The organism is Acinetobacter sp. YH12140 (assembly GCF_013418475.1).
Classification (GTDB): domain Bacteria; phylum Pseudomonadota; class Gammaproteobacteria; order Pseudomonadales; family Moraxellaceae; genus Acinetobacter; species Acinetobacter amyesii.
Genome location: NZ_VPBZ01000007.1, coordinates 245,357 through 260,070 on the forward strand (window position 1 = coordinate 245,357; position 14,714 = coordinate 260,070).

The window sequence follows — 14,714 nt, forward strand, 5'->3', positions numbered from 1 at the left end:
TTTTTTAGCTATGATCTAAACTCACTTAAAGCAATGATGAAATAAATGGAGTGTGACGTGAAACCAGTTCGTCTGGCAATCCTCGGTCTTGGTACTGTGGGTGGTGGTGCCCTTAAACTACTAAAAGAAAATGCTGCTGAGATTAAACGTCGCACCGGTCGTGAAATTGAAATTACCCATGTGGGTACGCGTCGCCCTCGTCCTGATTTAGAACTGCCTGCTTCAGTGAAGCAAAGTGCTGATTTATTGGATATCGTCCGTCAACCCGATGTAGACGTTGTAGTTGAAGTTATGGGCGGCATTCACCCTGCGTATGAAGTGATTCGTGAAGCAATCGTTCATGGCAAACAAGTGGTCACAGCCAACAAAGCTTTATTAGCTGAACACGGTAATGAATTATTTAAATTGGCCGATGATCATCACGTTCAGATTGCTTATGAAGCAGCTGTCGCAGGTGGTATCCCAATTATTAAAGTCCTCCGTGAGGGTTTGGCAGCCAATAAAATTGACTGGCTTGCAGGTATCATTAACGGTACTGGTAACTTTATCCTGACTGAAATGCGTGAAAAAGGTCGTGCCTTTGCAGACGTTCTCAAAGAAGCGCAAGAACTCGGTTATGCAGAAGCAGATCCAACATTCGACGTCGAAGGGATCGATGCGGCGCACAAGTTAACATTGCTGGCTTCTATTGCTTTTGGTATCCCACTCCAATTTGACAAAGTCTTCACTGAAGGCATCAGCAAAGTTACTGCGCAAGATGTCAAATATGCTGAAGACCTTGGTTTCCGTATTAAACATTTAGGTATTGCACGTCGTGCTGCAACAGGTATTGAGCTTCGTGTACATCCAACGCTGATCCCTGAAGACCAACTGATTGCCAATGTAAATGGCGTTAAAAATGCCGTATTGGTTCAAGCCAATGCCGTTGGTCCAACGCTTTACTATGGCGCAGGCGCAGGTGCAGGCCCGACCGCATCAGCCGTAGTTGCTGATATTGTTGATATTGTCCGTGACATCTCATATACCGAAGATGGCGCAGGTACAATTCCACAGCTTGCGTTTGAAGCCCTAACTGATTTACCAATTCTTCCACGTGAAGAAATGACCACTGGATACTACATCCGTATTAATGCCGAAGATCAAACTGGCGTTCTTGCTGATGTTACGACTATTTTAAGCCGTGCAGGAATCAGCATCGATGCGATCATGCAACAACCGCGCTTAAAAGATCTTATTCCTATCGTGATTCTGACTGATCCAGTCAAAGAATCTAAAATGGATGAAGCACTTCAACAAATTCAAGCATTGCCTGTCATTCATGGCGAAATTGTACGAATTCGTTTAGAATCGCTTGATAATTAATCGGGTCGAGGGGAATATTTCAGTTCCTCTCGCCAAGCTCTACACACAATTGGAACATCATCATGTCTAATGCCAATCGTTATACTGGTTTAGTTGACCGCTATCGCGACCGTTTACCCGTATCTGCAACTACTCGCGCAATTTCTTTGGGCGAAGGTAATACGCCACTGATTAAGCTTGAGAACATTCCACGCATTATTGGCAAAAATGTTGAAATTTATGTGAAGTACGAGGGCTTAAACCCGACTGGTTCATTTAAAGACCGTGGTATGACCATGGCTGTAACAAAAGCAGTTGAAGAAGGCTCTAAAGCAATTATCTGTGCATCTACAGGTAATACATCTGCTGCAGCGGCTGCTTATGCTGCACGTGCAGGCATTAAAGCATTTGTGCTCATCCCAGAAGGCAAAATTGCCATGGGTAAAATGGCACAAGCGATGATGTATGGCGCGGTAACAATGCAAATCCACGGTAACTTCGATGACGGTATGCGTCTTGTAAAAGAAGTTGCAGATCAAGCACCAGTTACGATTGTAAACTCAATCAACCCATACCGTCTGCAAGGTCAAAAAACCATTGCTTACGAAATCGTTGACGAATTAGGTCGTGCGCCAGATTACCACTGCCTACCTGTAGGTAATGCGGGTAACATCACAGCACACTGGATGGGTTATACCGAAGCTGTGGCGAATCAGCCTAAAGAAGAATTTGTACAAGTGGTTTATGATCCTGAAACTGATCAATTCACAGGTCCAAAACCTGCGGGTCTACCAACAATGGTGGGTTACCAAGCTGCTGGCGCGGCACCATTCCTACGCGGTGCACCTGTAGAAAACCCTGAAACAGTAGCAACTGCAATCCGTATCGGTAACCCACAAAGCTGGAACCATGCTAAAGCAGTAGTCCGCGATTCAGAAGGCTGGTTCGATGAACTTCAAGATGCTGAAATCTTAGAAGCACAGCGTCTACTGTCTATGTACGAAGGTGTATTCGTAGAACCTGCTTCTGCAGCGTCTATCGGTGGTGCGATTCGTGACATTAAAGCAGGTAAAATTGCTGAAGGTTCTGTGATCGTATGTACTGTGACAGGTAACGGTTTAAAAGATCCTGACACTGCCATCAAGCAATGCCAAGATGCAGTGATGTTGTCGATTGATGCAACTATGGATCAAGTTCGCGATTCAATTCTGTCAAATATGTAATTCATATGCTGACTAAATAAAAAAGCCCTGCTCTTGCAGGGCTTTTTATATCTTGCATTCACTTCAGCATTTAAACGTTGAGTAAATCCAAATACTGAAAGAATGAAAAATCTGAAATCTTATTAAATACGTTTTGGTAACTGGCTCGCCCAATTCATTAAACGAGTCGCATCATTGGTTCGTGCAACTGAAGAATCCGCACCCAATAACACCACCACCGCTGGACGGTTATTCAGTGTGGTATGCATCACCACACAGCGCCCTGCTTCATTAATAAATCCAGTTTTTGAAATATTAATATTCCAACCACCATTACGTACTAAAGCATTGGTATTGTTTGATTTCAACACGCGGTAGCCCAAATTAAAATCATAACTTGGTGTGGTTGAAAATTGGCGAATCAAACCATACTGCGAAGCGGTATTCACCAAAATACCTAAGTCACGTGCCGAAGCAACATTGCCTGGATGCAAGCCAGTCGATTCCATATAATGAGTCGAGTTCATCCCCAATGAGCGTGCTTTCGCATTCATCGCTGCAATAAATGCAGAACGACCACCTGGATAAGTACGTGCTAATGCCGAAGCCGCTGGATTTTCAGACTTCATTAAAGCAAACAGCAATGCTTCTGCGCGGTTCATACTGTCGCCAGCACGAAGTGTTGAACTTGAGCTTTTACAACCTGAACATGAGAAATCAGACTGTTGTAAGGTAATCTTTTCAGACATGTTTAATCGGGCATCTGAAATCACTACTGCTGTCATGAGTTTGGTAATTGATGCAATCGGTAAAGCGGTATTGCTATTTTTGCTATATAGCACTTCACCAGTTTGACCATCCATAACCAGTGCTGCACGCGCATTTACAGAGGGCTGTCCTGCGTATTGATTGGTATCAATGATACGGACCGTTTTCGATGGTGCTGTCTGTACCACACCGCCTGTACTACGTACAGAAGTAGTCACTTTAGTTGACCCTTGAGGAGATGGCTCTTCAGCGCTATAAGACACGTCACCGTTGAGTAACTGGTTTGCATCTTCAGATGACCAGCTAATATTTGACTGCTGATTTGCAGCACTATTCATCACAATTTCAGCAGAACTGAAACTGCTCATACTGAATAAAATTGACATGCCCAAAACGTGCATGAAGGATTTATTTAATTTTTTCACCATTGCTCACTCAACTCAGGATACTAAACATTTGCGCAAGACCAGCAATATGCCGTACATTGGTCACAACTACGAACATTTTTTGCTCACACATTGTGTATGAAGTTTTTCATTTCATATAAGAATAGGATTGCTAATTTTGTCGTTTCATTGCAAGCTTATTTTGCTTTATGTAACAAAAAAAACAGGTTTTGATTTGAGGGAGAGTGTAGGTGATCACAGTTTTGGTGGTAGATGACCATGAATTAGTCCGTACTGGTATTTGCCGTATGCTCGAAGACCATGCAGATGTCCAAGTCATTGGACAAGCCGAATCGGGTGAAGATGCGATTACACTTGTTCGCCAACACCATCCAAATGTTGTTCTATTAGATGTCAATATGCCAGGGATCGGAGGTGTAGAAACCACACGTCGCCTACTTCAAACAGCGCCAGATACAAAAGTCCTTGCTGTCAGTGGTCTTGCTGAAGAACCCTACCCGTCTTTATTATTAAAAGCAGGTGCCAAAGGCTATATCACCAAAGGTGCACCAGTTACTGAAATGGTCCGTGCGATTAATAAAGTGATGCAAGGCGGCAAATATTTCAGTGCAGACATTGCAGAACAACTGGCCAGCTCATATTTGTCTGATACCCAACAATCGCCTTTCGATGCCCTGTCTGAGCGTGAAATGCAAGTTGCCATGATGGTGGTCAATTGTATTAGTGCACAAGAAATTTCCGATAAATTATTCGTTAGTGTTAAAACAGTGAATACCTACCGTTACCGCATTTTTGAAAAACTGAATATTGATAGTGATGTCAAACTAACTCACTTGGCGATTCGCTACGGGTTAATCAAACCTTAACACCACGTACATCCTGTTACTTATGACACAGCGTTCAATTCATAGTGAATTGAACCAGTATCATTTGGGCCTTTGGTACAGTGCTTATCGCTTTATCATCAGTGCCTGTCTGTTACTGGTCTTTTTACTGACCTACACTCAATTCACTTCAGATTATGAATACCCACGTTTATACCTATATGTATTGACGATTTATTTGCTGTTTACCAGCATTCAATTCATGTCGCTTGGACGCTTCAAAGTCCGTATTCCAAACCAGTTACTGCTGTTGTTCATTGTAGATGTCATTTCGCTGAGCTTACTGACCTTAGCCATCGATGGACCCAATTTACATTTGAGTTTACTGTTTGTGATTACGATTTTTGCAGCATCCCTGTTATTAGATGCCCAAAAAGCCTTGGTCATCACCCTAATCGCTGTGATCTGTGTGGTATATCAACTGTTTTTAGGTTCAATTCTTGAATTTACTTCACTTAAAAATTTAACCAACAGTGCGATTTTGGCTTTTTTATTTTGTGTAGTGTATGGCAGTGCGCAAATTGCCGTGAAACGTTTCCAGTTATTAGAAAATCTGAATTTTTCGCAATCCTTAGAGCTCCATCGGCTACAAAACATTAATCGCTATATTTTAGAGCAGATTGACACGGGCTATTTAGTATTGGATGAAAACTGTCATGTGGTGCTGAGTAATCCTGCTGCTTGCCATTTACTCGGCATGCCAAATTCTTATCATCATGACCAATATCCACTGTATACCACGCAGCCCGACTTATTTGAATTACTCAAATTTGAAGATTTAAAAAGCGGTGAAAAATTCCAATTTGAATCACAACAAAGCCAATACCACATTCAGGTAATCGTACAAAAACTCGTTGTGCCACATCAAATGTTGACCTTGCTGATTTTACAAGATGCACAAAAACTCAATCAGCAAGTGCAACAATTAAAATTAGCCGCTTTGGGTCAACTCTCCGCCAGTATTGCCCACGAAATTCGCAATCCTTTAGCCGCAATTGTGCATGCCAATGATTTATATCCGCAAAGTGATACCGAACAACAGCACATGTTGAATCATATGATTTCACGTCAAGCGGTGCGGATTGACCGAATTATTCAAGACACCCTAAATATGGTGCGCAATAAGGAAACCCGTCCTACTCGTCTGAATCTAGAACAATTTTTACCGCTGTTCCTACAAGAAGATCTGGCAGACATTCAACAGAACATTCGACTCAATGTACAAGCCAAAACTTTGATCGATTTTGATGAGGCACAGTTCAGACAAATTTTAATCAACCTGATTCGTAATGCGATTCGCCATAACAATCCGGACATGTCGTATATCGAAGTGGTGGCGCGTACGGATCAGAAAAAAGTCCAGATCGATGTCCGAGATTTCGGTCATGGGGTTGCTTTACAAAACCGCGCACAGTTATTTCAACCATTTTTTAGTACCGAAATTACTGGAACTGGTTTAGGATTATATCTTGCTCATAGCTTCTGTGAAGCGAATCAAGCACAGCTTTCCTATGTAGAACAAAAACAGGGAGCTTGCTTTAGGATTGAGTGCTTACAAGCTGTTATTTAATTGTTTTTAGGGGAAAACTGTGGATTCACAACCACTGGTATTATTAGTTGATGACGAAGAAGACTTATGTATGCTGATGCAAATGTCTTTATCAAGGATGGGGGTTAAAACGCATGTTGCACATCGCCTCGACGAAGCTAAAAAAGCCTTGTCTACCTATAGCTACGATGCCTGTCTAACCGATCTCAACTTACCCGATGGTAATGGTCTACAGCTCTTAGATTGGATGAATGAACACTGTCCTGCCCTGCCCGTTGCTGTGCTAACAGCCTATGGCAACATGGATATTGCCATTGCCGCATTAAAGGCGGGAGCATTCGATTTTGTCAGCAAACCGATCAATCCGAAACATCTTGAACAACTGCTACAAAAAGCCCTGAATAAGCCTTTGGCCGAAGACATTACTTCGCAAGATGCTTTAGAACATAAAATGTTGATTGGTGAATCGCTTCCAATCCAGCAATTGCGTCGAACTCTAAAGAAAATTGCACGTTCACAAGCACCTGTTTTTATTACGGGTGAATCTGGTACGGGTAAAGAGGTCGTGGCCAATCTGGTTCACCGTTTAAGCAACCGTAATGAAGGGCCCTTTATTGCTATTAACTGTGGGGCAATTCCCACAGAGTTAATGGAAAGTGAACTTTTTGGCCATAAAAAAGGCAGCTTTAGTGGTGCCACCCAAGACAAGCAAGGTCTGATTCAATCTGCACATGGCGGTAGCTTATTTCTGGACGAAATTGCCGAATTACCTTTAGCCATGCAAGTTAAACTGCTACGTGCGGTACAGGAAAAACGTATTCGCCCCGTAGGTTCAGACTGTGAAATTGATGTTGATTTCCGTGTGATCAGTGCCAGTCATCAGGACTTAGAAGCGCTCGTCCAACAAGGTCGATTCCGCCAAGATTTATTCTTCCGTATCCATGTGATGGATTTAGTGTTGCCTGCCTTACGTGAACGTGGCGACGACATCCTCTTATTGGCACAACATTTTATTCAAAAAATTAGCCATGAATGGGAAATTGCCACTAAGCCTCTGACTGAACGAGCGAAAAACTTCCTACTCAACCAATATTATCCGGGTAATGTCCGTGAACTGCGCAATATTATCGAACGTGCCATGACCCTCTGCGATGATGAGCAAATTGATCTTCAACATCTGCAAAGTGCGCCATTAAGACAACCGAGTGCTCAGTTCAATTCCGCTCCAACAACGAATGATTCTGCACAGCTTGCTGCAAACAGCAACGAACAGAGTGTGGTTCCTCGTAAACTACCTGAAGAAGGTTTAGAACTCTTTTTAGAAAATATCGAAAAAGAAGTGCTCATGAATGCGTTGAATTTGACTCACTGGAACCGAACCCTTGCCGCAAAAAAATTAGGTATGTCATTCCGCTCATTGCGCTATCGTTTGAAAAAATTCGGCTTAGATACTGAAGACGAAGAGTAAAAGTTTTCAAGCGTATTGCTGTTTATTTTTGATTCAGCAATAACTCTGCAACATGATCGACATAGTGATCTTCACGTGCATCATGTTGCAGCGGATAGTTATAGTCTGGCTGCACTCCAATTCCTTCAATCATTTTGCCATTCGGTGTCAGATATTGCGACACAGTCATTTGTAAAGCCGCACCATTACTCAATGGAAATAGTTTTTGAACCACACCTTTACCATAACTTTTCTCACCCGCTACCCATGCACGTTTATGCTCTTTTAATGCTGCGGTAAAGACCTCTGCGGCAGAAGCAGAACGATTGTTGATTAAAATACCAACTTTCATATTTTGAAATTCAAAACTCGGTAAAGCCTGAAATTGTTGGTCACCTTCGGATCGACTTCGAGTCGACACAATAATGCCCTGATTCAAAAATAAATCGGCAGACTCCACTGCTGCGGACAGTAACCCCCCGGGGTTATTTCTTAAATCAAACAATACAGCTTTGACACGTGAGCCATGACTTTCAATTAAACGCTTTATTTCGTTGGCAGTATCTTGTTGAAAAACTTTAACGTGTAAAACTAAAACCTGATTATTTAATAATTTAGATTCTATATCTGTTTCAACTTTAGTGTTTCTGACCAAATTGACCGGTTGACTTGCAGTTATCAGCTGTAGATTCAGCGTCGAGCCGATACTGCCTGTGAGCAGGTGTCGCACTTGATCTTGATTAAGTTTTTTGAGTTCTTGATCATCAATTTTAAACACCGCTGCGCCATTTTTCAGACCTAACTTTGCTGAATCGGCATCAGGCTTTAAATTGGTGATGACCCATTGCTGTAGACCTGCATCAAAGCGCAAATTGAAATCCACACTCGCAATATCCCCTTCGGTGTATTGCAAAAGCTGCTTATAGTCTTCAGGTGAAAGATATCGTGAATAACGGTCTAAACCACTTACCATGCCTTTGATGGCTTGTTGGAATAATGCATCGTCATTTTTTTCAACGACATAATTTTCTTTGACAATGCCATAGATCTGAACAAATTGTTGGATCGATTCGACAGGTACTTCGGCATAACTTTGTTCATAGCTGCCATCAAATTCATCGAAAGCCGACTTTGCTTTGTCGGCTCCCCATGTCGAATGACTAGAACACAGCAGCAAGGCTGTAAGGCTTACAACTGACGTCCAGTGTGCTTTAGTCATTCATGCTTCCTTACATTTTAAGCTTCAAGAGTAATCAAGTTACGACCTTGCATTTCTGTTGGTACAGGAATGTGCATAAGCGTTAAAAGTGTCGGCGCTACGTCAGCCAAAACACCACCTTCTGCAATTGTTGCATTGGTCGGACCAACATAGATAAACGGCACAAGTTCAGTGGTATGTTGAGTATGCACCTGACCACTTTGGTAATCCTGCATTTGCTCTACGTTACCATGATCGGCGGTCACGAGCATGTGACCTTTATTTGCCATCACAGCTTCATATACACGACCTAGGCACGTGTCTACGGCTTCAACTGCTTTGACTGCTGCATCAAACACACCAGTATGGCCAACCATATCACCATTGGCATAGTTCACAACCAGTAAGTCGTACTCACCTGAATTAATTGCGGCAACCAATTCATCAGTGACTTCATAAGCACTCATTTCTGGTTTTAAATCATAAGTCGCAACGTTTGGTGATGGAATCAAAATACGTTTTTCACCTGGATATTCATCTTCACGACCACCACTGAAGAAGAAGGTCACGTGTGCATATTTTTCAGTTTCAGCAATACGAAGTTGTGTTTTACCCAAATTAGACAGGTATTCACCAATCGAGTTATGCAACGCTTCTGGCATATAAGCCACAGGTGCATCAATTGTTGCTTGGTAACGTGTCAACATGACAAATTTTGATAAAGCAGGAACCACTTTACGTTCAAAACCTGCAAAATCTTTTTCCACAAAAGCTTTGGTAATTTCACGCGCACGGTCAGCACGGAAGTTCATGAAGACAACGCTATCACCATCTTGGATCGGTGCTAAATCACCAATACGCGTCGCTTTCACAAACTCATCTGATTCTTCAGCAGCGTAAGCCTGCTCTAGACCTTCAACAGCAGTCGCTGCTGTACGCACTGCTTCACCTTCAGTTAAAAGACGATAAGCTTGCTCAACACGATCCCAACGGTTGTCACGATCCATTGCAAAGTAACGACCAATCATGGTGGCAATACGACCTTGACCTGGATACTGAGCAAACAGCGCATCTAATTTTTCAAGCGAAGGTTGTGCGCTTTTTGGTGGCGTATCACGACCATCAAGGAATGCATGAAGATACACTTTTGCACCGCGTTTTAATGCCAATTCAGCCATTGCCACAATGTGATCTTCATGTGAATGCACGCCACCTTCAGACAATAAGCCCATGATGTGCACTGCACCATTGGCAGCTTTGGCTTTTTCAACCGCATCAACTAATACGTCATGTTCAAAGAATGCACCGGTACGAATATCTTTGGTAATACGAGTAAAGTCTTGATACAGCACACGTCCTGCACCAAGGTTCATGTGGCCCACTTCTGAGTTACCCATTTGTCCATCAGGTAAACCAACGTCTTCGCCAGAGCCTGAAATCAATCCATGCGGATGCTTTTCCTGCATTGCAGTCAAGTTTGGTCGTTTTGCTGCTAAAAAGGCATTGTCCTCGACCGCTTCGCGATGACCCACACCATCCATAATTACCAATACGTGTGGGATTTTGCCAGCAGTTGCATCCGTCATAATGAACACTCTTTCGTTTATAAATTAATCATACTATCTTACCGAATTTTCGGTGAAGACTCTATGTGACAACCATGGTTTATCTAGGTCATCAACATTGTTTTACTCAATCTTGCATGCACTTAACGTGCGCGGTGCAGCAGATAACCACCCGCTACAAACATCAAAATAATTGGTATAAAGACGAACCATGCAGGCGATGGTGCGTACACCAAACTTGCATACCCCAAGAAATCTTGTAAGTAGTAAAAGCCCAGTCCAGCAAATAAGGCAATCACCAAGCGGAAACCCATCGACTGTTGACGTAAAGGTCCAAAAATAAAAGAACACGCGATCACCACCAAGGCAATTAAAGCAAAGGGTGAACCAAACTTTTGCCAAAACGCCAATTGGTAGGTCTTCGGGACTTGGCTATATTCATGCATATAGCTCATAAAGCTCACCAATTGACTCGGTGATAGGTCTTCAGGGTCAATGGTAACCATATGCACATATTTGGGTTGCAAGGCCAATGAAAGCGGCTGTTCAGCATTTTGCTTCGCTACAGCATCACCCGTCGCTAAGAGATCGACTTGGGTTGAATTTTGTAGCGACCAAGAGCCATTTTTGACAAAATTCCCTTGCTCCGCATCCAAAGTGCCTCGCAAACGATATTTTTCATCAAAATCAATAACCTGAACATCTTTAATTTGACCTTGCGAATTGGCATAGTCAATATAAATAAAGCGCTGACCTTCACGCGACCAATAGCCTTTGACTTCACCCAACTCAGCCGCAGTGCGGTGACTTTTGACGCTTTTGGCTTGTTCATTGGTATAGGGAATGACCCATTCGCTTAATGCAAAGGATAAAACCACCAAAATGAGTGCCGAACGAATCACCCAGCCCACAATCCGCCAAAGGCTGATGCCGACCGAACGCATGACAATCAATTCACTGTTTGAAGCTAGAGTCCCTAAACCCAGTACCGCGCCAATCAAGGCTGAAATCGGTAAAATTTCATATAAATAATTCGGTGAACTCCATAACACATACTGCAAAGCATTCCATGCGTTATAGCCTTCTTTCAGCGAGCCCAATTCACCTAAATAAGTAAAAAGCACTTGTAAGCCAGCCAATACCGCGGTCGCACCAAGCATGGCTAAAGCAGTAGTTTTGGTCACATGTTTTGCAACTATACGACGTGCCAACATTTTAAGACCTCACTCGCTGAATTTGTTTCTTAATTTTGGGCGCTAATTTTTGTTTACGCGAGAACAATGCTGCTGCAATGCCGTAAATTACCAGAACCAGTGGATAAGCCCAGATGCCCATTTCATCTTTACTGATCCGCGTTTTGATCGCCATTAAGGCTACGATTAAACTGGCAAAAATAAGTAAGGCTGGGAACAGTTTCAGGTAACGCCCTTGACGAGGACTCACTTCAGACAAAGCGGTAGCGAGTAATAACGCCACCAAAATAGCGAACGGCACAAACATCCGCCAACCGAGTTCGCTGGCAACCACAGGATCGTTACGGTTATCCCATAACTTCGAGGTAGGTAAAGCTTCTACTTCGGTACTTTCAAATTTTGCTTCTTTATCATTTTCTAAACGTAAACGATAACTTTGGAATTCAGCTTGAGAATAACGCGGTTGCCCTGGATAGATTTCGTAACGGCGGCCTTCAACTAAATCAACGACATTGGCATTGTCATCTGGCACTTCGACGCGGGTCGCTTCTTTTGCCAAAATAATGACATCAGGCTTACCCTCCTTTTCTGCACGCTGATAAAAGAAAATATCTTTTAAGTTTTTACGGTCTTCTGACAAGTCGCCTGCATAAATGGTATAGGGCCCAGAGGAAATAAACTCTTTTGGTCGAACCAAGTCAAAGCCTGTTCGTACCGCTTGCGAAGTCGTTAATGCTTCAAACTGACGGATGCCCCAAGGCGAAGCCCACAGCATCAAAAATGCTTGAACAACCATAAAGACCACGGTCATCGGCACCAATAAACGTGACAATTGATTTCGACTGACACCACTACCATTGAGTACAGCCATTTCATGATCGACATACAGACGACCAAAGACCAACATCAGACCAATAAAGAAACCGAGCGGAAGAATTAAGGTTAAAAACTCAGGCAAACGGTAGCCAATGATGCTAAATAAAATACTTGCATCTAAACGACCCTGTGCCGCCACACCAAAGTACTTGATCAACCGACCACCCATCATGATCAAGGTCAATAAGGCAATCACAACCAGTGATGTCGACACCACTTGCTTGACCAGATAACGCCGAATAATCAAATTAATTCTTCCAAAAATAGGGCCAATAAAAACTAGCGTTAGTTTACCCGAATGTAGAAAATATAAAACCTATACCCTTGTTGCTCATTGAAACTCTATTCATATAAATGTTTCAATGGTTTAATGGTTTATAAATTTAAAAAGGCATAAATACCGCACATGAAACTTTCTATTAATACGTCATTCCAAGCGAATGCGTCCAGCCAATATTTGTTGATATTAGTAGATTCTGAGCACGTTACAAATGCAGCTACTTCATATCAAATCAATGATTTAGATAATTTAATTGACGCGACTCAATTTAAAGCAGCACTCAATGAAAGCCTGCCTTTGGTGGCGAACATTGCCGCTTGTCGCAATAGCGCACTTTTAGGCCTCGGCAAAGTTGCTGAATTACAGGTCAATAAATTTGCAAAAATTGCACAAACCATTATTAAAGCGTCACAAAAAAAATTCAAACAGATCAGTGTCGATATCTCTGCTCTACCACAAGAACAACATTATTTATTTGCACTTAGCCTGACGCAAGCGGCTTATGCATTTGATGAATACAAGTCTAAGAAAAATGAATTTGTTTTGGAGCAGATCCATTTAATCGCTACTGAAAGTCCATTAACCACTGCACAGCTTGAATTAATTTCTGCAGTGCAATCAGGTCAAAGTTTTACTCGTGACTTAGGTAACCGTCCGGGCAATATCTGTTTCCCTGAATATTTGGCCGAACAAGCTCAAGCACTTGCAGCTGAATTCCCAGATCAACTCAAAGTGACTGTACTCGATGAACAGCAAATGGCTGATCTCGGTATGGGTGCTTTCCTTGCTGTGAGCAAAGGTTCTGACCGTCCAGGCCGTATTATTACCATCGAATACCTTTCAAACCGTGAAGAAGCGCCAGTGGTGCTTGTTGGTAAAGGCGTGACTTTTGATACGGGTGGTATCTCACTTAAACCGGGTGCGGGCATGGACGAAATGAAATTCGACATGTGCGGTTCTGCATCAGTTTTGGGTACCATCCGTGCGTTATGTGAAGCGAAATTGCCGATTCATGTTGTCGGCGCAATTGCTGCTGCAGAAAACATGCCGTCTGGTCATGCCACTCGCCCGGGTGACATCGTGACCACCATGAGCGGTCAAACCGTTGAAATTTTAAATACCGATGCCGAAGGTCGTTTGGTTCTGTGCGATACCTTAACCTATGTAAAACGCTTTAATCCTGCACTGGTGATTGATATTGCAACTCTCACTGGTGCATGTGTCGTAGCACTGGGTTCAGTCCTTACTGGTATGTTCACTCCGGATGATGAACTTGCGGCTGAATTGACTGCTGCGGGTCAACACAGCTTTGACCGCGTATGGCGTATGCCCGTGATTGAAGATTATCAAGAACAACTTGATTCTCCATTTGCAGATATTGCCAACATTGGTGGTCCCAAAGCAGGTTCTGTAACAGCTGCATGTTTCCTTCAACGCTTCACGCGTGAATATCGTTGGGCGCATTTAGACATTGCTGGTACTGCATGGAACTCAGGTGCAAATAAAGGCGCAACAGGTCGTCCTGTGCCATTATTAATGCAATTTTTAGCGAATCGTGCTCAAGCGAATGGCTAAAGTTAGCTTTTATTTATTTGAAAAAAGTCCTGAACGACAAGTCGAAAGCACTTGTCGTTTATGCCGTAAGATCCTGCGTCAGCCTGTACGTATTTGGCTACATTGTGCTGACCCAGACTTACAGCAACAACTTGATGAACGCCTGTGGAGTTTCGATCACACAGGTTTCATTCCCCATGGTATCGATCAAGCCGAGGCAACTGTCTGTATTTCTGCCCAATTGCCTGAGCAAGCCGACTGGATTGTGTTTAATTTTAACGATCAAGCACTTGAACAGTTCGCAAGTTTTAGTCACATTATCGAAATTATTGAAAATAACGAACCCGCTAAAATTATCGGGCGTGAAAAATATAAACAATATCGACGTTTGGGCGTTCAACCGCAGACCCATAAACTTTAACGTGATATTGGTTTTACCCTATTTGCAAG

Annotated in this window: 12 protein-coding genes; 7 read left to right on the forward strand and 5 right to left on the reverse strand. The window is 42.8% G+C overall.

Annotation, left to right across the window (positions count from 1 at the left end; all coding sequences use genetic code 11):
* Nucleotides 1-57: 57 nt before the first annotated feature.
* On the forward strand, nt 58-1,362 hold the full coding sequence (locus tag FTU75_RS12195) for a homoserine dehydrogenase (protein ID WP_111884885.1): 1,305 nt from the start codon (nt 58-60) through the stop codon (nt 1,360-1,362).
* A gap of 62 nt (nt 1,363-1,424) precedes the next feature.
* Complete coding sequence (thrC, locus tag FTU75_RS12200) at nt 1,425-2,564, forward strand: threonine synthase (protein WP_078192584.1); 1,140 nt, start codon at nt 1,425-1,427, stop codon at nt 2,562-2,564.
* A gap of 122 nt (nt 2,565-2,686) precedes the next feature.
* Here the strand turns inward: thrC and FTU75_RS12205 are convergent, their stop codons facing one another.
* Nucleotides 2,687-3,736, reverse strand: a complete 1,050-nt coding sequence (locus FTU75_RS12205; protein WP_180084632.1) for a serine hydrolase — start codon at nt 3,734-3,736, stop codon at nt 2,687-2,689.
* Between the two features lie 212 nt (nt 3,737-3,948).
* Here FTU75_RS12205 and FTU75_RS12210 point away from each other — a divergent pair, with 212 nt between their 5' ends.
* From FTU75_RS12210 to FTU75_RS12220, 3 genes are read left to right on the forward strand one after another with little or no spacing between them, the layout of a single operon-like run.
* Nucleotides 3,949-4,584 carry a response regulator gene (locus tag FTU75_RS12210; protein ID WP_078189449.1) on the forward strand — a complete coding sequence of 212 codons (636 nt, stop codon included), beginning with the start codon at nt 3,949-3,951 and terminating at the stop codon, nt 4,582-4,584.
* A gap of 22 nt (nt 4,585-4,606) precedes the next feature.
* Nucleotides 4,607-6,172 carry a PAS domain-containing sensor histidine kinase gene (locus FTU75_RS12215; RefSeq protein ID WP_180116055.1) on the forward strand — a complete coding sequence of 522 codons (1,566 nt, stop codon included), beginning with the start codon at nt 4,607-4,609 and terminating at the stop codon, nt 6,170-6,172.
* Between the two features lie 19 nt (nt 6,173-6,191).
* Nucleotides 6,192-7,619, forward strand: coding sequence for a sigma-54 dependent transcriptional regulator (locus tag FTU75_RS12220; RefSeq protein ID WP_180116056.1), 1,428 nt, complete (start codon nt 6,192-6,194; stop codon nt 7,617-7,619).
* A gap of 22 nt (nt 7,620-7,641) precedes the next feature.
* On the opposite strand, the gene FTU75_RS12225 is transcribed toward FTU75_RS12220, so the two are convergent.
* The 4 genes from FTU75_RS12225 to lptF form a co-directional block, all read right to left on the reverse strand.
* Complete coding sequence (locus FTU75_RS12225) at nt 7,642-8,817, reverse strand: S41 family peptidase (RefSeq protein WP_078192589.1); 1,176 nt, start codon at nt 8,815-8,817, stop codon at nt 7,642-7,644.
* A gap of 17 nt (nt 8,818-8,834) precedes the next feature.
* Nucleotides 8,835-10,382, reverse strand: a complete 1,548-nt coding sequence (gene gpmI / locus FTU75_RS12230; protein ID WP_078192590.1) for a 2,3-bisphosphoglycerate-independent phosphoglycerate mutase — start codon at nt 10,380-10,382, stop codon at nt 8,835-8,837.
* Between the two features lie 122 nt (nt 10,383-10,504).
* The gene (gene lptG, locus FTU75_RS12235; protein ID WP_078192591.1) at nt 10,505-11,575 is read right to left on the reverse strand and encodes an LPS export ABC transporter permease LptG; all 1,071 of its coding nucleotides are present in this window, start codon (nt 11,573-11,575) and stop codon (nt 10,505-10,507) included.
* A gap of 1 nt (nt 11,576) precedes the next feature.
* Nucleotides 11,577-12,677: an LPS export ABC transporter permease LptF gene (gene lptF / locus FTU75_RS12240; protein ID WP_180116057.1), complete on the reverse strand. Its 1,101-nt coding sequence runs from the start codon at nt 12,675-12,677 to the stop codon at nt 11,577-11,579.
* 159 nt (nt 12,678-12,836) lie between these two features.
* Here lptF and FTU75_RS12245 point away from each other — a divergent pair, with 159 nt between their 5' ends.
* Together FTU75_RS12245 and FTU75_RS12250 are read left to right on the forward strand one after the other, a co-directional pair.
* Nucleotides 12,837-14,285: a leucyl aminopeptidase gene (locus FTU75_RS12245; protein WP_180116058.1), complete on the forward strand. Its 1,449-nt coding sequence runs from the start codon at nt 12,837-12,839 to the stop codon at nt 14,283-14,285.
* Nucleotides 14,278-14,685 (forward strand): DNA polymerase III subunit chi, encoded by a 408-nt coding sequence (locus FTU75_RS12250; RefSeq protein WP_078189457.1) that lies wholly within the window; start codon nt 14,278-14,280, stop codon nt 14,683-14,685. The genes FTU75_RS12245 and FTU75_RS12250 overlap by 8 nt, the downstream gene beginning before the upstream one ends.
* Nucleotides 14,686-14,714 lie beyond the last annotated feature (29 nt).